Below are 20,083 nucleotides of genomic sequence, written 5' to 3'. Positions count from 1 at the left end.
ATAATTCGTATTAGCAGTTATGGTATTTAATATGTGATTAAAAAGCCTTGACAAAAACGACACGTGTGTCGTATAATCGATTAAAGACACGCGTGTCGCTTATGAGCGGGAGGATTTAGCTTATGATCACTAAAGGGGATAAAACTAGACAATTTATTATTGAAAACGCGATTAATTTGTTTTCAGAAAAAGGATATACTGCTGCAACAATGAAAGATGTATGTGATAGATGCCAAATGAGCCGGGGAGGGGTATATAGGCATTTTTCATCTACTAAGGAGATTTTCATCGAGATGCTTGATGCTGATCTAGAGATGAATCGTTCAGTGGTAGTGGAAAATATTGAGAAAAAAGTACCTGCTGAGAGAATTATAGATGCCTATTTTCGTAAGGAAGTAGAAGATATCTTTAGTGATAAGAATGGACTTTATTTTGCAATTCATGAATTTGCATTTGCAGAACCTGATCAAAGAGAAAGTTTAAATCAGCGGATAAGAGATAGTGTCAATATACTCAAGATGATTCTTGAACATGGACAAGAAACAAAGGTGTTTAAGACTTTTGACATAGAAGTTGTTGCCACACATATTATATATTTTATGGATAGCCTGAAGACCTCGTCATCAATACTTGCAATGTCTAAGGACATGTTAACTCTACAAATTAATTTATTAAAGGAGCTCATCATATGAAAATAACTGTATTTAATGGAAGCCCTCGAGGTGAAAATAGCAATACGCATATCATTGCTACTGCATTATTAGAGGGTGCAAGAAAAGCTGGTGCAGATGTCGAAAATATTTTTTTAAGTGAGAAAGACGTGAACCATTGTGTCGGGTGTTTCGCATGTTGGCATAAAACGCCTGGTAAATGTATTCACAGAGATGATATGGATACCCTTCTTCAAACTTGTTTATCGTCTGATATCGTTTGTTTTGCTACACCAGTTTATCTATGGAATATGACAGCACATCTAAAAAACTTCATGGATAGACTTATCCCTATTAAGCGGCCAACTGTGGTAGAACATGATGGAAACTATAACATGGCAAACCAGCAAATTAAATTACCTGAGGTGGTCATTATAGCTAATGCTGGATTTCCAGGAGAGCATAATTTTGAAACCATGAAAATGGTAATGAAAACAATGGATCCAATACTAGAAGTGTACAGAAATTGTGGTATGCTACTTAAAAGTAAAGATCCAGAAGTCATGAAAATTGTTAACAAATACTTGGAGATTGTATCAACTACAGGATATGAGTTAGCTAGTAATTTGAAGGTATCTGAAGAAACAAAAGCCAAATTAGATATGGAACTGATGCCGATTGAAAAGTACGTTGAGTACATTAGTAAATAAAGCTATATATTGGAGCGTACTGAACCCTATAGAATAGACAAAGAAAAATGTCTATCCTATAGGGTCTTTTTGCGTATACTCTGAATAATGTGAAAGCAGCTATCCTTGTGATCTATTTCGATTTATGCGTTTTATTTATGTTGTGTGTGGGCATATAATAGTAGGAATGTAAAAAAAACTTTTTAAATATTTTAAATTTCTTTGGACACTTTGTGATTCTCATTCGTTATATTAGTGTAATCGCAAACACAACACAAAAGGTGGTTAACATGCAACTTTATCAAATCTATGAAACTTATCAATCGGACTTACTGAGATATGCCAGTTCTCTATGCCGGCACAAAGAGGATGCGGAAGATCTCGTACAGCAAGCATATGTCAAAGCAATAGATCAATATGAGCTATTTGCACAGATGCATCCGATGCAGATTAAAGGTTGGCTACTGACTACCATCAAAACGACTTTCATCGATCAATTTAGACGTGAAAGACGAAAGGGTGTTTTCGACGAAGCAATGGAAGTGCCTTATGAAGCAAATATTGAAGACCATTTGATCACATCAGATTTGCTCAGTCAGCTTCCCGATTCACTACGCGTTGTCGTGGTACTTAGGTACCTAGAAGGTTATAGCAGTGTAGAAATCGGCGAACGATTAGGGCTGAACCCATCGACAGTTAGGTCGAGACTCAGTCAAGCAATCAGTCAACTTAGAAGGGCAGTTCCTTACGAATAGCATCATTTATGTGAGATGAGGAAGGAGCATTCCTATGAAAAACAATCAATTATATAACGGCTTATGGCTTAATGATCCAAGTGGTAGAATCATATTTAGACCTATCGAAGAAGAAGAAAAAATTGAAGAGCAAAAAGCAAAATGGTTTAATTGGACAAAATAAATCTATTAAATTAATCTTAGGAGGATTACATGAAAATTTATAAAAATATCGGATTATTGGATCTAAGAAAAGCAACAAAAGAAGAAGTTTTAGAAATTGGCAAGATTGAAAATATCGGTACAATTATTGTGACAGATGAACAAAGCGCTGCGATTAGTAATGTAGAACAATCAAATATCGGTAACGTGTTGACTTTACCTGATGGTATAGAACTTGTGATCCAAAATGGTGAGTATAGACTGACTAAAGTGATGCTTGAAGCGTTTGAAGGTCAGGTGTGCATCGTCGTTAATGGCAAACTCTTTGTTGAACCTATTGGCGATGCGCAGCTTTTAAGTAAAATATACCGTGGAACCATCAACGGACGCGTCTTCATCATGGAAAGCGATCTTGGTGTCCTCACTGGAAAATTACAAGTAAATGGTGATTCAGTGGTCTACAAAGAAGGAGAGCGACTAGTTGAAGGTAAATTTATCTTGATTGACAACAACATGTATGGTGTAACACCTGGAACTAAACTTGTGATAGATGAATTGATTGCACTTGATACATTTGATGAAGCGCTCTTTGATGAGACCTTTAAAAATATTCGCGTACTAAAATCAGTGATTGTGAGCAAAGATAACATCAAAAAAATCGCTGGTAAAATTGAGAATTATTTAGAGGTAGAAAAACATGTACTTACACCTGAATATCAATATTTTGACAAGTTAACACTTGATGCAAACACTATTACAAACTTAAAAGCACCAAAACTCTATGTAAGAGGCAAATTAGTGATAGAAGTTTCTGCACAGGAATTGATTGCTAAAGTGACAGGGATTATCTGTAAAAACTTAGAAGTCAATGAACCTGATTATAAAGAGGTTTTAAATATCATCGAAAAAGTAGAAAACGTGAAAGTCATTGATCCAAATGCAGTCACAAATACTAGCGCGATGAAAATAACAGATTTTTATCTTAAAACACTTAAAACATTATCACTCATCAACTATGGTTCACTTAAGTTTGATGACAGTGTTTCACCTGATGAGCTTGAAGAAAAACTCGTTAAAATAGAAAATTATGGTGCACTCAAATGCCCTGAATCGCTTTATGGCATCATCATGAAAAAAGTTAAAGTTAACCATGGCGTGATCAAAGCTTCAAGTGCTTCTAAAGACGGAGAAAAACATGGCAAAGACGAAAACTCAGATCAAGTGATTTCCAATATGGGATCCTTTGAACTATAATTTAAAAACACTTTAGTATCATCCTTCTTATTTCCTCGTTGTACTTCTCTCTAAATGGGTATATTCTTTTAACATAAACCTATTTAGAGGGAGGTCACAATGAAGATGCCAGTACTATTTGTAGGGCATGGTTCACCTATGAATGCAATTGAAGACAATGAATTCACAAAAGAGTGGGAAAAATTAGGGCGTAAACTACCAAAGCCAAAAGCAATTTTGGCTATTTCTGCGCATTGGTATACTGATGGCACGAAGACTTCAGATGTAGATGTGCCTAATCAAATTTACGATATGTATGGTTTTCCTAAAGCACTATATGAACTAAAATACCCTGTGAAAGGTTCAAAAGAACTCGCTGATGAAGTAATGCGTCTGGTAGGTGTGAATACTATTATAGATAATAAATGGGGCATCGATCATGGCACTTGGTCCGTTCTTTGTCGTATGTTTCCAGAAGCTGAAATCCCAGTGGTACAGCTTAGTGTGGACTATAAAGCACCCGCAAAGGCGCATTATCAAATAGGAAAAGCACTGAAGTCACTTAGGGAAGAAGGCGTTCTCATCTTAGCAAGTGGCAACATCGTCCACAACCTTGGACTGATAAACTGGAACATGGAAGGTGGTTACCCAGAGGCTCAAGCTTTTGACGATTACATCAAAACGAACATCCTTAGTCGTAACTATGATGCAGCGATTAACTATCATGAAACAGACATTTATACAGATAGAGCATTTAGTTCTCCGGATCACTATTTTCCGCTTTTGTATGCACTAGGTGCAGTAACTGACGATGATGAAATCGAAGTTTTCAATGACAAATGCTTGATGGGGACCATGTCTATGACTGGGTATTTATTTAGATAAGTGATTTAATCACTGATGCTACTTTGGGAAAAGCCTATAATAACATCTGTTGACTAAAAAGTAATTTGAAGAATAGGTATTTCATAGAAGAGGTGTTAAAATGAGTAATGATTTAAAACTAGTAGTGAAATTAAACAGATGTCCACAAAATCATCCATGTCCAGCAATTCGTGTATGTCCAGTTGATGCAATGCGTCAAATTGGTTATGGTGCACCAACAGTAGACATGGATAAATGCATCAAATGTGGCAAATGTATTAGATTTTGTCCAACTAGAGCGCTTGTTTTAGAATAGACGATCGCATCAGAATAAATGGCGAAAATGTTATAGTGAAGGCATAAGCCTCACCCTGTAAAAATCCCAATTGTATGGTATAATGTGTATACCTATGCAGATGGGATTTTTTTCTTTGCAAAAGGTACATTTTAAATGAACTGGAGTTGGGTTATGAGTTTACATGAAATCAATAAAGAGGCACTTGAAATAGAGCTGGAAAAGTCACTAACCTTTTGGGAAGACCTTTCATCAAATGACAAAACACGGATTATAGATAATACTTACCCCGTTAAATATAAAAAAGGTGAAAGCATCCACGGTGGCGATAGTGACTGTATCGGTATACTGCTCATTCAAACTGGTGGCCTTAGAACCTATATCCTTTCAGAGGACGGCAGAGAAGTGACACTTTACAGACTGACACCCGGTGATGTCTGTGTTTTATCATCTTCATGTGTGCTCAGCAACATCACTTTTGATGTGCATATCGATGCGGATTTCGACAGTGAGTTATTGATCATCAACTCCGATGTTTACTCAGACCTAGCAGCCAACAACTTATATATAGAAAACTTCACCAACAAAGAAGCCGTGGCAAGGTTCTCAGATGTAATGTGGGCGATGCAGCAAATCCTCTTTATGAGTTTTGACAAACGCCTTGCGAGCTTTTTACTGGACGAGATCTCCAGAGACGGTTCCCTAGAAATCCACATGACACACGATCAAATCGCCAAATACGTCGGCTCAGCCAGAGAAGTCGTCTCACGTATGCTCAAATACTTCGCCTCAGAAGGCATCGTCACCCTACAGCGTGGCGGCATCACCATCTTAGATAAGGCGAGACTCAGACAAATCGTTGGACTGATTTAAGAACGAGATTATTAATAGATTGCGACACACGCGTAATCGTATAAATTTATAGAAAAAGGGTGCAATATGGATAAGAAAAAATCATCACCAAAGTCATCGTCAAAATCAAAATCTAAGAAACCAAAACCATCACAAAAACAGAACAGCCCATTTTACGAGGCATTTGATAAAAAGAAGAAGTTTATCCCCAAAGCCTATGAAGATCTATGGGATGATGAAAGTGATTATGATGATGAAATAGTGGCTCCGCAAAGTGCTAAGCCATCGCATGTAAGAAGTGCTAAACCCGCTTCATCTACCTCTTCAGATACACCTTCACATGGCAAAGCCAAGCTTTATCATGAACGCAAAGTGGATAAGAAACCACAAAACAGCGCACCGCGCAACAAGTATGTGAAACCGGGTCAATTTGAAATTGAAAGCGCAGTTATTAGAAGAATCGCAAAACAGTTTGCATCAGAGCCAAAGTGCGGCGTATTTGGAAAATGTGGCGGTTGTCAATTACAACACCTCACTTATGAAGGCCAGCTGAAATACAAAGACCATAAAATTGGTGAATTACTTGAGCCATTTGGCAAAGTTGCACCGATCATCGGTATGGATAAACCGAAGCACTACCGTAACAAAGTACTGGCTACTTATGGATATGATAAAAATGGGAAATATATTTCAGGCATCTATGAAGAACATACACACAAAGTAATTCCCATTAAAAACTGCATGATACAAGATGAAAAAGCCAATGCCATCATAGATACTGTAAAAAGCTTAATGCCTTCGTTTAAGTTGACACCTTACAATGAAGATTATGATACAGGTTTCTTAAGACATGTAATGATCAGAAAAGGTCATGTGAGTGGCGATATCATGGTGGTCATCATCGGTGGCAGCCCGATCTTCCCATCGAAGAACAACTTTGTAAAAGCACTTGTAAAAGAACATCCAGAAATTACGACGGTTGTGTTTAACGTCAACAACAGACGCACAAGCATGGTACTTGGACCAAATGAAACTGTCCTTTACGGAAAAGGTTATATAGAAGATACACTATGTGATACCGTGTTTAGACTCTCACCAAAGTCTTTTTACCAGATCAACTCAGTTCAAACAGAAAAGCTTTATCACAAAGCCATTGAACTTGCTGGACTTACTGGTAAAGAAAACGTGCTTGACGCTTACTGTGGCATCGGTACAATCGGCCTAATCGCAAGCCATAAAGCAGGCGAAGTCATCGGCGTAGAGCTCAACAAAGACGCCGTAAAAGACGCCATATTTAACGCTAAAAACAACCACATCAGCAACGCGAGATTCTTCCAAGCAGATGCAAGTGACTTTATGCTTGAGCTTGAAGAAGCAGGCGAATCACTAGATGTCGTGTTCATGGATCCACCACGCTCAGGCAGTGACGAGCGTTTCCTCAGTTCACTTGTGAAGCTTGGACCTAAAACAGTTGTCTATGTATCGTGTGGACCTGAGTCTTTGGCACGTGATCTTAAGTATCTTGTGAACAATGGGTATAAGGTTAAAGAGATGCATGCGTATGATATGTTTCCTTGGACGGAGCATGTTGAAGCGGTAGTTCTTATGACGCGTAGTGGTTCGAACACGAAAAAGTAGATTTTGACCACATTATATAGTGGTTTTAAACCGATTTTGGGGCCAAAAAACATCAAAAAAATGACGTTTTTGGCCCTTTAAAATGGGCAAAAATATAGATGACATGATTGGATTTCGGGAAGTTAAGGTTATTATAGACATACATTCGTGAAATTATAGAAATGTTGAAATGTAAATCAAATTTGAGATTTGACATGTGAAAGTAACGAAAACTCTACTACAAAATGCGGCACAGAAAGTCGAGTAAACGTATTAGTAACAAGATATGATTGATCTGGGAGTGAGAGAATGGATTGGGTTAAGCATTTGAACGAGGTAATAAACTACATTGAGAAAAATCTTACTGATGAAATATCCTATGATTTGATATCAAAAATCGCAGGGTGTTCAGTTTATAATTTTCAAAGGATGTTTTCTTATATTGCAGATAAGCCATTATCTGAATATATAAGATACAGGCGTTTAACAATGGCGGCATTTGATTTGTTAAACAGTTCGGATAGAATCATCGATATTGCTTTAAAGTACGGGTATGAATCCCAAGATGCTTTTTCTAGGGCGTTTAAAAATTTTCATGGGGTATTACCTTCAAGTGTCAGAACTGGAATAGTTCAGTTGAAATCTTGTCCAAAACTCTCCTTTCAAATTTCAATCAGAGGAGAAAATCAAATGAACTATCAAGTTGAACAGTGGCCTGCATTTAAAGTGATGGGAATACTAAACAGTATAAGTACATCAACTGCGTTCGAAGATGTGCCAAGTATATGGGAAAATGCTTGGAAAGATGGGACGATGAAAAGATTTATAGAGAACTTTCCGGATTACAGACCTGCGGGATTTTTAGGGATTGCAGTAGGAGGAAAATGGGGAAATTCAGAAGAAATGGATTATATAATTGCAGTAACGAGCCATGTTGATGTACCTGAATGTAAGCATGCGCCTGTTCTTGAAGGAATGACTGAATTTTCTTATCCATCAGCAACCTGGGTAGTAATTAATGCAGATGGTGAACTTCCCAAAGCCGTCCAAGATATCTATAGAGAATTTTATTCTGAGTGGCTTCCTAATTCAGGGTATAAATTAGCAAATTTGCCAGTCATTGAATGTTATCTCCAAGAGAATCGTCAAGAATTATGGATAGCTGTGGAGGTAGATTGATGAATACAGCGATATTAGCACAAGATTTGAGGGGGCTTTGTGGCCAGACTTGCATCGCATTATTGATGAATATGAGTGTAGAAGAAGTTGTAAAAGCGACAAAATGTGGTAAAGGGAAAATGTCGGGAAGAAAATTATTTGAGGCATTGGATTTGTTTCAAGTCGATCGTGCAGAGAAAATGAAATATAATAGAGGAAAACAAGTTGAATTGCCTGAGTGTTGTATACTAAGTGAACATGGACATTTCTTGCTTTATTACAAAAGTGTGTTTTATGATAACATAAAAGGTGTATTTTCCGATTATGATTATAGTCAGTTAGTTGCTTATTTGGAAATCAATCTTGTTGAAAGAATGTAGAACTCAGAATTCATAATAATTAATAAAAAGATGTCAAAGTATTTTATGAATGATTCAGAACTTCAGGAACTAGAGCAGTTGATGATGTTGGTTCCAAATTTCTCATCAAGGGGTAGAGGAATAATTGTGGTCCATGGATTTGGAAAGGCAGAAACATAAGAAAGAGAAGAAGAGGTCTTGCCCACCTTACCAGAACAATTCAGATTTGATTCAGATATTGGATGTCTGAATAGTAATGGTAGAGGTTCATCTTATGATCGATTCATTTCAAGTTGCTTTCAAGAGTGTAAGTCGCACCGGCTTCAAAGTCGTAATCAAATCTGACTTATGCAGAAGCAGCACAGGCGATTAAGAATTTTTTGTGGAATCGAAGCTAATTAATTAAAGAAGTATTCATTCAAAAAGAGTGCTCTATATGAGGGGCGCTCTGTTTGCGTATAATGGGATAAAGTGAGTACTAAAATACTTTGTTTTCATTTTAGACATTGAAATGCTAATTAAAATAAAGTATAATCAGTTCATAGTGAAAAGTGAGGAGTGGTGATGTGGAAAATAGAGCTGGTAGAAATATAAAAGTTGGTAATGGAAACGCAGAGTATTCAAGTTTTATACCTGCTCCATTGCCACCGCAGAATCCAACAATTCAATATGATGATGAAATGATTTATTTGATTTCAGAAGCCAATAGATATATTGGGAGACTAGATGAAGTCACAGACACATTAATCTCACCCAGTTACTTTGTTTATATGTATGCCAGAAAAGAAGCGACTTTATCATCCCAGATAGAAGGCACCAGAGCTACCTTTTCTGACTTGATTAAGGCAGAAGCAGGTATGTCAGATGAAGTCCCCAATGATGTAAGAGAGATTGAGAACTATGTGAAAGCAACAAGTTATGGATTTGATAGACTGGAAACTCTACCACTCTCATTAAGATTGATTAGAGAAATTCATGGAATTCTCATGGAAGGTGTTCGTGGAGAAAACAAAACGCCAGGGGAATTCAGAAAATCTCAAAACTGGATTGGAGGATATTCAATCAGTACAGCAAGCTATATCCCTCCTTCAATTGATCAATTGAATAGCTGCTTAGATAATTTTGAGAAATTCATGCATGAAAATGATCGGATGTCTCCACTTGTAAAAGCGGCTTTAATCCACAGTCAATTCGAAATGATCCATCCGTTCTTAGATGGAAATGGACGAGTTGGCAGACTACTCATTGCGTTCTATTTAGCAGCCAATGATATTTTGCATAAACCAACGCTATATCTATCAAAGTTTATAAAACGAAACCAACATGCCTATTATGAATGCTTATTCAACATCCATGCAAAGGGTGATTATGAAACCTGGATTAAATTTTTCTTAACCGGGGTTATCGAAACAGCTCAGGAGGCAGTGGAGATTGCAAGAAGCATTACATCCATTCGCGAAGAAGACCTGAAGAAAATTAATGCAATGGGGCGCACGAGTGAGAATGCTCTCATTATATATGAAGGTTTGTTTGACAAACCGACAGTCAATATCGAAGAAGCTACAAAAAAATTGGAAATAAGCGTAGCAACAAGTGGTCGCTTGTTAGATAGGCTTTGCGAAGAAGGTATCTTGAGCAACTTGGATAATCGTACACGCAAGAAAGTTTTCATTTATAAGCGATATATTGATGTGTTCAATAAGGATTGATTAAGAGTGGCTCCTTCAACCACCCTTGAAGTGATAAAAATAGTGACGTAATATTTATGCATAAAATAGGTTGATATGTTTCCTTGGACGGAGCATGTGGAGTGTGTGGTTAAGTTGGAAAGACGTTAACACGTAGTAAAATCAATGAATAAATCCACTGAGTGCTTAGATGACATTCAGTGGATTTTTGTATGTGGAAACATGTCAACTGGATTAAGTTTTATATATAAGATTGGGTGCGTTATACAATTGGATAATTAATGAAACAAAATTTTATTTGGGGTATAATGGAAATATATTTCGTAAATTATTATGTTTATAAGGTAGTGTCAAATAACCTATGAAAAAAGGTTTTAAAAAAAATCAACGTTTTCTTGTGAGTCAAAGGTTGATTAAGACCATTTGATTATGGATGAATGCAGATTTCACCCTTGGTTAACTCAGAAATGCAGATTTAAGAGTTGAGTTGAGATTCTAAGAGTTGTCGTTGTGCAAGTTTGATAAGGATTTGCCACTTGGCTGGCATGTTAGGCGCCTTTTGAACCTCAGGAATGATGTTGAGAGGCAGATAGTTTGTGAAGGCGCTGTGCGGTCTTAAGAAGTTATAAAAGGCTACAAATAAAATCTGAGCCTTCATCAGACTTAAAGCCAAGGGTGATTCGATAGGACGCTTTGTAAGTCCTGTTAAATCGTTCAACGATCTGCTTAAGAAAACGATGTTCAGTGGAAACAGGATCATCATTTGTAAGGCCAATTACTTTTATCAGCTTAAAAGGCATTTGATTCATTGAAAAGAGTAAATGTGCAAGATTGTAGACGGGATAGCCGTCTGCAACGAGCTGGATTTTGTCTTGGATGAAAGGTTTGAACTTATCAAAGGCCATTCGAAGGGCAAGCATGCAAGGTTCGAGGTCTCCTTTGGAAGAGATTTTGTATCCAAGAATTGATTTTTTAACCGCATCAAGTACAAACCAGATGTAATGAAGCTTGCCCTTGGTTTTGATATATGTCTCATCAGCAACAAGAGAATCGGTAGGCTTGTAGCCTAAATTATCGACGAAAGGCTTAACAATAATAGCAGCGGTTTTAGCCATGTTGGCCACGTGAGCATGAGAAATAGAAACGCCATGGACTTCACGAAGCACTCTAGCCGTAACACGTGTTGAAAGATTACAGTTGACGAGATAAGTGAGACAGAGTCCCATGACATGCGGTGAGAATTTTCTGAACTGAAGTGTATGCGCATTTTTAGGTAGCGAGTAAATATCCATCTTGAAAAAGTCAGTCTTGAACTCGCGATAAGTGTATCTAAGTCGGTATTTTTCCGGATGAAGCTCACAGTCTTCTTTTTCTGAAGCCGTCAGTTTTGCATAAGCATTGTGCCTGAAAGAACATTGTTTGTTGCGACAATCATGGACATTAAAAGTTGATCTGGAGTGTTTAAGATCAACCTGTCTGCCACAATAAGGGCAGTGAATACGCGAGACCTTGAACTGTTTGGTATTTTTATCAAATGTATTCTTACAAACTTTGCAAAGGAGCTGATCACGACCACCATTGTTATCATAAAGATACTGATGAGGTGCACCACAACGACTACAAACAGCATCTTTGGGAATTGAAGAATCTTTTCGAAGGGCAACTGGTTTGATTTCCTTGCCAGTGGACATCAGATGTTCTTTAAGCAATTCCTTGTAGTTAAGAAGCTTAACCTCTTTGATTATTGGTGGTTTGTCCACAACAAGCTTCTTGTAAGGGTAATTCGGGAGTTCTTCATCTTTGTAAAGGTTGATGTTTGAAGCAATAAATTTCAAAAGATATTGGATTTGAGCTAACAAAGATTGATTTAAAACGAGTAAATAGCGTATAATTGACACCATAGTGACTCCTTTCTTTTTTGGCAGGATAATGGTTTGTGGTGAATCAATTATACTTAAAAAATGGGGGGTCACTATATTTTTTTGTGAAACCTCGAAAAACAAAGGTTGTAAGGCTAAACTAAGTAAGTTTAGTTGACAATACGCTTGATTTATAGAGGAGGGAATATGAAAAAATTACTAATTTTATTTATTGTATTATTTTTCCTAGGAGGATGCGCTAAGAACATAGAACCTTATGAAGTCATTGAAAATGATTTCGATCTAGATGAAGCAATGATTATATTAGAAAAAACTTGGGAACCTATAAAAGCTATGACAGACTCTAAATTTGTGACTAAACCCAGAGTAGAAATACCTTCGAGAGAAGAATTTTTTAATATATATAAGTTCACATATATGAACGATTTAATAAAAAATGATATTTATGAAAGTCTTGTAGTTACTGATTCTAACGGCAAAGAAGTAAAGGATCCTAATGGAATTATTCTTTTTGATAAAGGTGAATATGAAGTGTATATACCTACAATCTACGATGAAGGCGTAATTATTGAAAGGGCATATTTAAAGGAGAGTAAGTATAAGGAAGAATATTCCTATTTAGATAAAATAGAGCTCATAATTGAGGAAAAAAGTAATGAAACGATTACTAATTATGCTTCTGGTTTCTATAGAACAAATATCTTTAGAAAAAACGAGAATGATGAATGGGTTTTAACAGAAACAAAAGGAGTAATGTTATATTCTTGGGAACGGGGAAAAAAATAGCGAATATATTTTTTATATAATACAAAGTATTGAAAAATTGAAGTACAATTACTTTGAAAAGTAAGTTTTATTAGCAGTAAACTAAATGAATAGTCAATCTCACTTAAGAAAGGCATCAAAAAGGAGGCATCATGATATCAGTCAATAATGTCACTAAGAGTTTCGGAAATGTAACAGCAGTAAGTGATTTTTCATTTCAATTTGAAGCAGAAGAAGGTCACATCTATGTAATCAGAGGTGTTTCAGGTTCGGGCAAATCGACTTTGCTGGGTCTCATCGGCTACTTGGATACCCCCACTGAAGGGACGATAAACCTTGAAGGTTTATCAATAGCGTCATCACATAAGGAAAAATCGCATCATAGGCGAGAAATGCTTGGTTTTGTATTTCAAGATTTTCAGTTAAATCCTGCCTATACAGCACTTGAAAATGTCATGGTCCCATTGCTAATTAATCCAAAGTATACACTTAAAGATACTAAAGAACGTGCACATGAACTACTTAATCTTATGGGGCTAACCGATCGTTTAGGGCATTATCCCAGCCAACTATCAGGGGGAGAAAAACAGCGCGTTTCTATTGCAAGAGCGCTTGCCAATGAGCCCAAATACATATTAGCGGATGAGCCTACTGCAAACTTAGATCTTGAAAATGAGCAGCTGGTATTAGATCAATTTGTCAAATTAAAGGCGCTTCATAAAACGATCATTATCGCTTCACATAGTGAGCAAACATGGGAGTATGCTGATACACTTCTTACCATGAAGGCTGGGCGACTTATCGAGGTGCGCCATGTCAAATAAGCGATTATTCCTTATACTGAAAAATCTGAACTATTGGAAAAAGAGTTGGTTTAAAAGTAGCATCGTCATGATGCTAACGGCCCAATTGGTTATATTGATAGGGGTTATGACGCACTCATTAATCATACATTCTGAGAATATATTGTTTAAGTCACCAGGTTTTCGTTCAATAATGATAGACATTGATGACACTGACAATTGGCCTATTGTCATAGATTTTCTAAATGAATATAAAGAAAAAAATCCACATGTAAAAAGCATCAGTCAAGAATCTTGGGGAGTCAGTATCAATATAAACAACGTATCTGAATTAACTGGCAATAAGAAGCCCAAAAATGAAATAAGATATGGTGAGCTGAGCACAACATCAAATCAATATGTGGATGAAAGATATCTTATTGAAGGCAGATGGTTTAAAGAGGGTGAACAGAATGTCATCATTCTCCCTAAGATTCTAAGTTTCAATGCAATATATGAAGAGCATTTAAAACTAGATATTGATTATTTTGATGGTTCTGATTTCATAGGTAAATCAATAGAATTAAGTTATTTTTCTTATAAATTGTTAGATAACCAATTGGTTAAAAACAAAGAGTACACAGATACATTTACTGTGATTGGTGTTTATGATAATTTAAAAGCACATCAGTTATCTTGTGTTGGTATAATTGACAATCAAAAATCAATTGATATGGTAGAAACAGTCTTAAATGATATGAATTCACCATTTTCAGTCGTTTATTCACTTATGGTGGATGATGAGAAACAAGCGAATGAAACGATAGCTGACTTACAAGTTTTACTAAAAAATTATAGTGTAATTTTACACATGCGTGCACGACCTGGCTCTGGACTAAGAATGATAGAACCTTTTATGCAATTGGTATTATTTATAAGTTTAATACTATTTTTTCTAGGATTCTTATTACAAACGGAATTGGTAAAACGAATCATCTTACTTAGAACAAATGAAATAGGCACTTTGAAAGCTTTAGGTTATGAAGATAAGGATGTCAATTTAATGTTATTGATGGAAATAGCTATATGGGGAATCAGTACTTATCTCGTAACGATGCTATTCAGTTTAATTTTTGTGGGCATAGGTCAGAAATTCATAATTGATAATGGCTCACTTTTTTTTAGAGATTTAAAATTGATTTTCGAAAGTCGAGATTTAATTTTTACTTTTGCCATGCTAACGCTTTTACCAATTCTTTCATGCTTTATAAACCTTAAAAGAATCAATGCCATCCAACCGTTAGATGCCATCGCCGAGGTGGTGGAATGAAAAAAATGGGGTACTATCTTTGGATGAGTATGATGGGGAGTAAAAACTCAAGTCGACATTTTATAACGATTTTTTCAATAGGTCTTTTTATCTTTTTTTCTACACAAATGGTATCAGCATGGATTGTAAAGCTTACAGAGGAAGAAGTACAAGCAGATATTGAGACGAATAGAACTATAAGATGGCAATTTGAAGAAACACTACAGGAACATTTAATCACAGAAGAACAAATAATGGTCAGCATAGTTGAACTTCAAAACCATCCGGATATTGAACAAGTTCTATATGATGCCGATCAATTGAATACAGCGGTCATCATCATAAGAGATTATCGTGATTTACTGGAAATGGGGAATTATATACAGTCACACTATTTTGGTGGTACAGCGGTAAGTGGCAAGTACACAGCCAGTCAAAATTTGATTAAAGGCATTCAAATATCAACAAATATCATCAATCGACTAACTCAAATCATATCATTTTTAACTTATGCGGTTTTAGTGAGTAAGTATTTAGAAAAACGTAAAAAAGAAATGTACCGATTATGGATCGTTGGCTGCACAGATAGACGTAATATCATGCTTTTATTTGCAGGTACATTGATTTTCCTCACAATCGCTATTTTCATAAACGTAATATTAAGTGTGTTAACCGTGAGTTGTGTTATATTTTTATTTATAGCTCATACACAGACTTTGATTGCATCACTACTTATATCTTTGAACATGTTTTTAAGCTTAACGCCTTTTATAGTTGTTTTCGTGTTAATAAATGTATTGGTTTCCCTTTATAAGGGTAACCAATTGATAAGTCGGTTTTCGTCTAGATAAGTATAGAAAAGCCAACATTCATTGGCAGTTATTTGGAAGTTTAGCATCATTGGTAAATCAAAAAAAAATTATTTTGCAATAGCTGAACTACAAAAATTAGTAGTTGTAATACGCCTGAGTTTACTGTGAAAGAAATTCTTGTTCATATTTCGGAAAAACAATTATCAGCATAGATGTGAAGGGCAAGGCGACTGAATGTATTGTAATTGAAAGTATTTCAAACTCTATAAATAGGAATTCCGATAATTGAAGTCCCCTGAAACCATTAAAGGAACAAGGAAATCACTTAGGCATTATAAATTAATTAGGTGGTAAAATTATGAAACTAAAGAACATTAATTATTGGACAAACGAGAAAAAAAGTTTACTAATTGTAATTTTACAAATGTATTTGGTTAGTTTTTTCAAACTAATCTTAACTTTATTTAAGGATAGTGGAAATCTAGAACTTGTTGCTTTAATGGTAATTTTTCTAGAAGTATATTCCTTACCAATTTCTATAGTAATACATTATGGTGTATTATTTGTAAATAGAAAGAACAATAATTCTGAATTATCAACAGCTTTTAAACTATTTATTTCAAGTACACTAATTTTATTTTTTTATCTGTAATTCATTTATTAGTAAAAAAATTGAACTATTGTTCTTAGTAGACTAAATTAGACTACTTTATACAGCAACTGTCCTGATAAACTATCATATTTTATTTATTAAGTGAGTAATAAGTAGTAATGTGCAAACTTATTTTCGCTAATTTTCTTAGTTACTACCAGAGGTTGCGCCAAAATGGTAGAAGCCTTTACAAAAGTCATCAAGAATAAGGAGTTGGTAAGTTCACCAATAGCGTAGTGTTTTCAATTCAATTTATTAAAATAGTCAATGAAAGTGAAGTGGACTATTATAGTCAAAGAATTAAACAGATGGTTGATTTTCATGATTTCACCTGTACATAAAGTGAAGTTCATAGACTCTTTCCAGTTTAACTGTGCTTACTCGCCTGGTTCAGTTTCAAATCTCATGAGAGACTGAGAAGTTGTTTCACTTTTGCTTTTCTTGAAATGCGCATCTAATTCTGGATATTTTGATATGCATCGTCTTACCATCAAAAGGTTCATTCAATTAAAATAATCCCACACTACAAATCAATTGTTGCAAAAACAGCAATTTTCAAAACATTGCGCTTTCATTCAAATGATTTGATATGGAGTTTAGGTATTATTTCATTTGGGTAATAATTTCAATATAAAGAAAATTGGGGGTAAAAGATGAAATACAAAATTGAGTTAAAAATTGACATAACAAGAGAAAAAATGTTAGTTCTGTTTCAAGATGTGGATTTCATGAAAAAGTGGCAACCAAGTTTTCAGTCTTTAGATGTGTTAGAAGGTGTACCCGGAGAGGTAGGTTCCAGAAGTAGGTTATCTTATATGTCAAATGGCAAAACCTCTGAAATTATTGAAACAATAATTTTAAAGGAATTACCAGATCGGTTTGATTTTTTGTATGAAACTAAAGGTGTCAAGAACTGGGCTAGAAATAGATTTGTTGACCAAGGTGATCAAGTGCTTTGGATAGCCGAACATGAATTTCAATTTTCAGGATGTATGAAATTCTTTGGTTTAATGAAAGGTATGTTTGTTAAGCAGACAACAAAAGATATGAATGCATTTAAAATAGTTGCTGAGTTGGAAAATTGAATTTTGTAAGAAAGGAGATTGATATGGGAATTGGAGCATTTTCGTTAAGTTTAGCAGTAAAAGATATTAAGGTGTCAATGGCATTCTATGAAACGCTAGGTTTTAAGCGTTTCGGTGGAGCATTAGATGAAAAGTGGATTATTATGCAAAATGGTGACGTTACTATAGGCTTGTTTGAAGGCATGTTTGAGAAAAATATGTTGACTTTTAATCCAGGTTGGAACGATCAAGCAGAAAATTTAGATGCATTTAAAGATATTCGTGAAATTCAAAAAGAATTAAAAGAAAAAGGAATTCAGTTTGAAAGTGAAGTGGAAATTAACACAGAAGGGCCGGGTAGTTTTGTAATTAATGATCCTGACGGCAATCCGATTTTAGTAGATCAACATAGATAAAATACAGCGAAAAAGACACTGACTATTTAATAGAGAATAGTGAGTGTCTTTTTTACTTTAGATCTTATCTTAATTTGTAACCGTCAATGACGGTGCTGATCACACTACCGAATATATCACTATAACTAAATTCATTATTTATCACAAATTCCTTTTTTGTTAATTGGTCGATTGAAGCTAGTATAATATTGGCAACAATAATTGACGATATATCAGATCTATAAATCCCTTCTTTTTTGCCATTTTCAAGTATATTTACTAAATTATCTAAAATGGCTATTTTCCTTCTCTCCAAGAATTTTTTGAACAGCAAGGGGGTACTTTTCTCAATATCATATGCAGCATTTGGATCAATAATACTTAATCTTTTACTCATGGTGTAAATAAATTTTTCAATAATAGCATCACTTGATAGGTTAGTATTTAAAATATGATAAATTTCTTCTTCAATTTCATCAAAAAAGTCATCAACAACGGCTTCAAATAATTCTTCTTTTGAACTGTAGTATCTGTATAGAGTAGCTTTACTCATTCCAATTTCATGAACGAGTTCATCCATAGATACTTTTGAATATCCAACTTCAAAAAAAATGTTTCTTGAATATTCAAGGATTCTCTTATATGTTTTTTGTTTTCCCATGCTTTAACTCCCTAACATTTCGCCTGATTATACTATAGCAAAATTAAGCAGTATAAACTAGTTTATAAATATAATTAGTATACTTGATAAAACAATTGCATAAAGGGTAATAAATCCTATTGTTTTCTTCCAATCACCGATTACTTTGTTGAGCATTAATGGACCAACAATCCAGTATAACTGAGCTGTATAAAGTCCTGGGAAATAACCTGCCAAATAAATACTCCACACAGTATGTGCGATTGCGTTACCCATTGCACCATATACTATGAAAAATAGCATTGGCGTCATAACCCGGTAATTATTTCTTGTGAGGACTAACATTGCTGTTATTGTAAATATAAAATATGAAACCATGTTTATGATAACAAACATGTTATCACTATACGGAACACCGCCATAAAGTAGCGGGAATTTTTCAGCAAATCCTGTCACATACTCCTCAGCAAAGTGCACAAATTGGACACTCAACATTATCAAATACAGTTGAATCATTTTGTCTTTTTCCCACACTAAATTTTGATTTTTATATAAGTATAATAGCAGACCAAAGACAAAAATTACCCCTACAACAAAAGTGACTATAAGTGATAAACCACTACTCATATACCAAAATAAAATTCCCATCAAACTTGCAATAATTAAATTTGAAACCAATGATTTTTTTTCTAACATGTTTTTTCCTCCTCAATAATGAAACTATTAAAACTAATACAGTTTCATTATAACCCTATTTTGCAAATTGTCAACTATATAGGAGCTTCTTATAGGATATGTTAAATATAAGTTGTTATATCCATTAAGATATGTAATAACATCATTGATTTGACACTGGTTATCATTGGTGCTATGATGTTATCAAAAGTGATAACATTATCAAAAATGATAATGTTTGCGCAATGGAATTTGGAGGCACTGCCATGGATCAAAAAATATTAAAAGGATTGCTTAATCCTATACGCATGAAGATATTCCAATTTGTCCTAATGAACAAACAGGCAACAACAGCTGAGATTGCCAAAGAACTTTCTGATGTACCACCAGCAAGTTTATATAGACATCTTAACAAAATGATGAAGGATGATATCTTGGGTGTCTATGGTGAGAATAAGATTAGAGGCGTCTATGAAAAAATATATGAAATAAAAAATAACCCTTTAAATACGATAAATAAGATAGTTGATGAGAAAGATAGAGATCAATTGTACAATGTCTGTTATACCTTTGCAATGTCTATACTCATGGATTTTGGCGAATATTTAAAGCAGGATGAGTTCGATTTGAAAGCGGATAAAATAGGCTTAAGAAGTATCCCTATGTATATGACAGATGAGGAAAGTGATGTGTTTATCACTAATATGTATCAATTAATCAATCAAGCAAATAATCAAGAATCAAAAGAAGGCAGGCGATTGAGAAAGTATTCATTTGCATTTATGCCCACAGAAGAAAAGGAGTAGCG

The 20,083-nt window shown here is 35.0% G+C and carries 25 protein-coding genes; 21 read left to right on the top strand and 4 right to left on the bottom strand.

Annotation, left to right across the window (positions count from 1 at the left end; genetic code table 11):
• Positions 1 to 122 precede the first annotated feature (122 nt).
• The 13 genes from QE109_RS12935 (at position 123) to QE109_RS12875 (ending at position 10,322) form a co-directional block, all read left to right on the top strand.
• A complete protein-coding gene (locus QE109_RS12935) occupies positions 123 to 692 on the top strand; it encodes a TetR/AcrR family transcriptional regulator (RefSeq protein ID WP_281094956.1) in 570 nt (189 codons plus the stop codon).
• Entirely contained in the window at positions 689 to 1,360 is a 672-nt protein-coding gene (locus QE109_RS12930) for a flavodoxin family protein (protein ID WP_281094955.1), read from the top strand. Before QE109_RS12935 ends, QE109_RS12930 begins: the two co-directional genes overlap by 4 nt.
• A 269-nt stretch (positions 1,361 to 1,629) precedes the next feature.
• Entirely contained in the window at positions 1,630 to 2,094 is a 465-nt protein-coding gene (locus tag QE109_RS12925) for an RNA polymerase sigma factor (protein ID WP_281094954.1), read from the top strand.
• Positions 2,095 to 2,128: 34 nt separating this feature from the next.
• Positions 2,129 to 2,257 carry a hypothetical protein gene (locus QE109_RS12920; protein WP_281094953.1) on the top strand — a complete coding sequence of 43 codons (129 nt, stop codon included), beginning with the start codon at positions 2,129 to 2,131 and terminating at the stop codon, positions 2,255 to 2,257.
• 29 nt (positions 2,258 to 2,286) lie between these two features.
• Positions 2,287 to 3,489: a hypothetical protein gene (locus tag QE109_RS12915; protein WP_281094952.1), complete on the top strand. Its 1,203-nt coding sequence runs from the start codon at positions 2,287 to 2,289 to the stop codon at positions 3,487 to 3,489.
• A 99-nt stretch (positions 3,490 to 3,588) separates the two neighbouring features.
• Positions 3,589 to 4,353, top strand: a complete 765-nt coding sequence (gene ygiD / locus QE109_RS12910; RefSeq protein WP_281094951.1) for a 4,5-DOPA-extradiol-dioxygenase — start codon at positions 3,589 to 3,591, stop codon at positions 4,351 to 4,353.
• Positions 4,354 to 4,453: 100 nt separating this feature from the next.
• A complete protein-coding gene (locus tag QE109_RS12905; protein WP_281094950.1) occupies positions 4,454 to 4,648 on the top strand; it encodes a 4Fe-4S binding protein in 195 nt (64 codons plus the stop codon).
• Positions 4,649 to 4,783: 135 nt separating this feature from the next.
• A complete protein-coding gene (locus QE109_RS12900) occupies positions 4,784 to 5,500 on the top strand; it encodes a Crp/Fnr family transcriptional regulator (protein WP_281094949.1) in 717 nt (238 codons plus the stop codon).
• 66 nt (positions 5,501 to 5,566) lie between these two features.
• Positions 5,567 to 7,117 (top strand): 23S rRNA (uracil(1939)-C(5))-methyltransferase RlmD, encoded by a 1,551-nt coding sequence (gene rlmD, locus QE109_RS12895; RefSeq protein ID WP_281094948.1) that lies wholly within the window; start codon positions 5,567 to 5,569, stop codon positions 7,115 to 7,117.
• A gap of 288 nt (positions 7,118 to 7,405) precedes the next feature.
• A complete protein-coding gene (locus tag QE109_RS12890) occupies positions 7,406 to 8,275 on the top strand; it encodes an AraC family transcriptional regulator (protein WP_281094947.1) in 870 nt (289 codons plus the stop codon).
• Positions 8,275 to 8,634 carry a hypothetical protein gene (locus QE109_RS12885; RefSeq protein WP_281094945.1) on the top strand — a complete coding sequence of 120 codons (360 nt, stop codon included), beginning with the start codon at positions 8,275 to 8,277 and terminating at the stop codon, positions 8,632 to 8,634. Before QE109_RS12890 ends, QE109_RS12885 begins: the two co-directional genes overlap by 1 nt.
• Positions 8,635 to 8,664: 30 nt before the next feature.
• Entirely contained in the window at positions 8,665 to 8,793 is a 129-nt protein-coding gene (locus QE109_RS12880; protein WP_281094944.1) for a hypothetical protein, read from the top strand.
• Between the two features lie 386 nt (positions 8,794 to 9,179).
• Positions 9,180 to 10,322 (top strand): Fic family protein, encoded by a 1,143-nt coding sequence (locus tag QE109_RS12875; RefSeq protein ID WP_281094943.1) that lies wholly within the window; start codon positions 9,180 to 9,182, stop codon positions 10,320 to 10,322.
• 602 nt (positions 10,323 to 10,924) lie between these two features.
• Here the strand turns inward: QE109_RS12875 and QE109_RS12870 are convergent.
• Positions 10,925 to 12,202, bottom strand: a complete 1,278-nt coding sequence (locus QE109_RS12870; RefSeq protein WP_281094942.1) for a DDE-type integrase/transposase/recombinase — start codon at positions 12,200 to 12,202, stop codon at positions 10,925 to 10,927.
• Positions 12,203 to 12,367: 165 nt separating this feature from the next.
• On the opposite strand from QE109_RS12870, the gene QE109_RS12865 reads away from it, so the two are divergent.
• The 5 genes from QE109_RS12865 to QE109_RS12845 all read left to right on the top strand — a co-directional run bounded on the left by QE109_RS12865 (position 12,368) and on the right by QE109_RS12845 (position 16,501).
• Positions 12,368 to 12,967: a putative periplasmic lipoprotein gene (locus tag QE109_RS12865; protein WP_281094941.1), complete on the top strand. Its 600-nt coding sequence runs from the start codon at positions 12,368 to 12,370 to the stop codon at positions 12,965 to 12,967.
• Between the two features lie 131 nt (positions 12,968 to 13,098).
• Positions 13,099 to 13,770, top strand: a complete 672-nt coding sequence (locus tag QE109_RS12860; protein WP_281094940.1) for an ABC transporter ATP-binding protein — start codon at positions 13,099 to 13,101, stop codon at positions 13,768 to 13,770.
• Positions 13,760 to 15,058 carry an FtsX-like permease family protein gene (locus tag QE109_RS12855; protein ID WP_281094939.1) on the top strand — a complete coding sequence of 433 codons (1,299 nt, stop codon included), beginning with the start codon at positions 13,760 to 13,762 and terminating at the stop codon, positions 15,056 to 15,058. The genes QE109_RS12860 and QE109_RS12855 overlap by 11 nt, the downstream gene beginning before the upstream one ends.
• On the top strand, positions 15,055 to 15,888 hold the full coding sequence (locus QE109_RS12850; protein WP_281094938.1) for a hypothetical protein: 834 nt from the start codon (positions 15,055 to 15,057) through the stop codon (positions 15,886 to 15,888). The genes QE109_RS12855 and QE109_RS12850 overlap by 4 nt, the downstream gene beginning before the upstream one ends.
• 319 nt (positions 15,889 to 16,207) lie before the next feature.
• Positions 16,208 to 16,501, top strand: coding sequence for a hypothetical protein (locus tag QE109_RS12845; RefSeq protein WP_281094937.1), 294 nt, complete (start codon positions 16,208 to 16,210; stop codon positions 16,499 to 16,501).
• A 377-nt stretch (positions 16,502 to 16,878) separates the two neighbouring features.
• On the opposite strand, the gene QE109_RS12840 is transcribed toward QE109_RS12845, so the two are convergent.
• Positions 16,879 to 17,004, bottom strand: coding sequence for a hypothetical protein (locus QE109_RS12840; RefSeq protein WP_281094936.1), 126 nt, complete (start codon positions 17,002 to 17,004; stop codon positions 16,879 to 16,881).
• A 150-nt stretch (positions 17,005 to 17,154) separates the two neighbouring features.
• On the opposite strand from QE109_RS12840, the gene QE109_RS12835 reads away from it, so the two are divergent.
• Together QE109_RS12835 and QE109_RS12830 are read left to right on the top strand one after the other, a co-directional pair.
• Positions 17,155 to 17,586: an SRPBCC family protein gene (locus tag QE109_RS12835; RefSeq protein ID WP_281094935.1), complete on the top strand. Its 432-nt coding sequence runs from the start codon at positions 17,155 to 17,157 to the stop codon at positions 17,584 to 17,586.
• A gap of 23 nt (positions 17,587 to 17,609) precedes the next feature.
• A complete protein-coding gene (locus tag QE109_RS12830; protein WP_281094934.1) occupies positions 17,610 to 17,981 on the top strand; it encodes a VOC family protein in 372 nt (123 codons plus the stop codon).
• A gap of 64 nt (positions 17,982 to 18,045) precedes the next feature.
• Here the strand turns inward: QE109_RS12830 and QE109_RS12825 are convergent, their stop codons facing one another.
• Together QE109_RS12825 and QE109_RS12820 are read right to left on the bottom strand one after the other, a co-directional pair.
• On the bottom strand, positions 18,046 to 18,621 hold the full coding sequence (locus tag QE109_RS12825; RefSeq protein ID WP_281094933.1) for a TetR/AcrR family transcriptional regulator: 576 nt from the start codon (positions 18,619 to 18,621) through the stop codon (positions 18,046 to 18,048).
• A gap of 57 nt (positions 18,622 to 18,678) precedes the next feature.
• Positions 18,679 to 19,296 (bottom strand): HXXEE domain-containing protein, encoded by a 618-nt coding sequence (locus tag QE109_RS12820; protein ID WP_281094932.1) that lies wholly within the window; start codon positions 19,294 to 19,296, stop codon positions 18,679 to 18,681.
• Positions 19,297 to 19,541: 245 nt separating this feature from the next.
• Here QE109_RS12820 and QE109_RS12815 point away from each other — a divergent pair, with 245 nt between their 5' ends.
• Positions 19,542 to 20,081 carry a helix-turn-helix domain-containing protein gene (locus tag QE109_RS12815; RefSeq protein ID WP_281094931.1) on the top strand — a complete coding sequence of 180 codons (540 nt, stop codon included), beginning with the start codon at positions 19,542 to 19,544 and terminating at the stop codon, positions 20,079 to 20,081.
• Positions 20,082 to 20,083 lie beyond the last annotated feature (2 nt).

It is taken from the genome of Fusibacter bizertensis, from assembly GCF_029914245.1.
In the GTDB taxonomy this organism is placed as follows: domain Bacteria; phylum Bacillota; class Clostridia; order Peptostreptococcales; family Acidaminobacteraceae; genus Fusibacter_C; species Fusibacter_C bizertensis.
Note: the sequence above shows the minus strand (reverse complement) of the source record. Positions and strands in the feature narration are given on the sequence as shown.

Excerpts from the sequence above, each read along its gene's own strand:
- ygiD (WP_281094951.1), top strand. The coding sequence starts at position 3,589 with ATGAAGATGCCAGTACTATTTGTAGGGCATGGTTCACCTATGAATGCA.
- QE109_RS12890 (WP_281094947.1), top strand. The coding sequence starts at position 7,406 with ATGGATTGGGTTAAGCATTTGAACGAGGTAATAAACTACATTGAGAAA.
- QE109_RS12845 (WP_281094937.1), top strand. The coding sequence starts at position 16,208 with ATGAAACTAAAGAACATTAATTATTGGACAAACGAGAAAAAAAGTTTA.
- QE109_RS12930 (WP_281094955.1), top strand. The coding sequence starts at position 689 with ATGAAAATAACTGTATTTAATGGAAGCCCTCGAGGTGAAAATAGCAAT.
- QE109_RS12865 (WP_281094941.1), top strand. The coding sequence starts at position 12,368 with ATGAAAAAATTACTAATTTTATTTATTGTATTATTTTTCCTAGGAGGA.
- QE109_RS12920 (WP_281094953.1), top strand. The coding sequence starts at position 2,129 with ATGAAAAACAATCAATTATATAACGGCTTATGGCTTAATGATCCAAGT.
- QE109_RS12870 (WP_281094942.1), bottom strand. The coding sequence starts at position 12,202 with ATGGTGTCAATTATACGCTATTTACTCGTTTTAAATCAATCTTTGTTA.
- QE109_RS12825 (WP_281094933.1), bottom strand. The coding sequence starts at position 18,621 with ATGGGAAAACAAAAAACATATAAGAGAATCCTTGAATATTCAAGAAAC.
- QE109_RS12860 (WP_281094940.1), top strand. The coding sequence starts at position 13,099 with ATGATATCAGTCAATAATGTCACTAAGAGTTTCGGAAATGTAACAGCA.
- QE109_RS12835 (WP_281094935.1), top strand. The coding sequence starts at position 17,155 with ATGAAATACAAAATTGAGTTAAAAATTGACATAACAAGAGAAAAAATG.
- QE109_RS12885 (WP_281094945.1), top strand. The coding sequence starts at position 8,275 with ATGAATACAGCGATATTAGCACAAGATTTGAGGGGGCTTTGTGGCCAG.
- QE109_RS12915 (WP_281094952.1), top strand. The coding sequence starts at position 2,287 with ATGAAAATTTATAAAAATATCGGATTATTGGATCTAAGAAAAGCAACA.
- QE109_RS12830 (WP_281094934.1), top strand. The coding sequence starts at position 17,610 with ATGGGAATTGGAGCATTTTCGTTAAGTTTAGCAGTAAAAGATATTAAG.
- QE109_RS12935 (WP_281094956.1), top strand. The coding sequence starts at position 123 with ATGATCACTAAAGGGGATAAAACTAGACAATTTATTATTGAAAACGCG.
- rlmD (WP_281094948.1), top strand. The coding sequence starts at position 5,567 with ATGGATAAGAAAAAATCATCACCAAAGTCATCGTCAAAATCAAAATCT.
- QE109_RS12880 (WP_281094944.1), top strand. The coding sequence starts at position 8,665 with ATGTCAAAGTATTTTATGAATGATTCAGAACTTCAGGAACTAGAGCAG.
- QE109_RS12850 (WP_281094938.1), top strand. The coding sequence starts at position 15,055 with ATGAAAAAAATGGGGTACTATCTTTGGATGAGTATGATGGGGAGTAAA.
- QE109_RS12905 (WP_281094950.1), top strand. The coding sequence starts at position 4,454 with ATGAGTAATGATTTAAAACTAGTAGTGAAATTAAACAGATGTCCACAA.
- QE109_RS12820 (WP_281094932.1), bottom strand. The coding sequence starts at position 19,296 with ATGTTAGAAAAAAAATCATTGGTTTCAAATTTAATTATTGCAAGTTTG.
- QE109_RS12855 (WP_281094939.1), top strand. The coding sequence starts at position 13,760 with ATGTCAAATAAGCGATTATTCCTTATACTGAAAAATCTGAACTATTGG.
- QE109_RS12815 (WP_281094931.1), top strand. The coding sequence starts at position 19,542 with ATGGATCAAAAAATATTAAAAGGATTGCTTAATCCTATACGCATGAAG.
- QE109_RS12840 (WP_281094936.1), bottom strand. The coding sequence starts at position 17,004 with ATGAACCTTTTGATGGTAAGACGATGCATATCAAAATATCCAGAATTA.
- QE109_RS12925 (WP_281094954.1), top strand. The coding sequence starts at position 1,630 with ATGCAACTTTATCAAATCTATGAAACTTATCAATCGGACTTACTGAGA.
- QE109_RS12900 (WP_281094949.1), top strand. The coding sequence starts at position 4,784 with ATGAACTGGAGTTGGGTTATGAGTTTACATGAAATCAATAAAGAGGCA.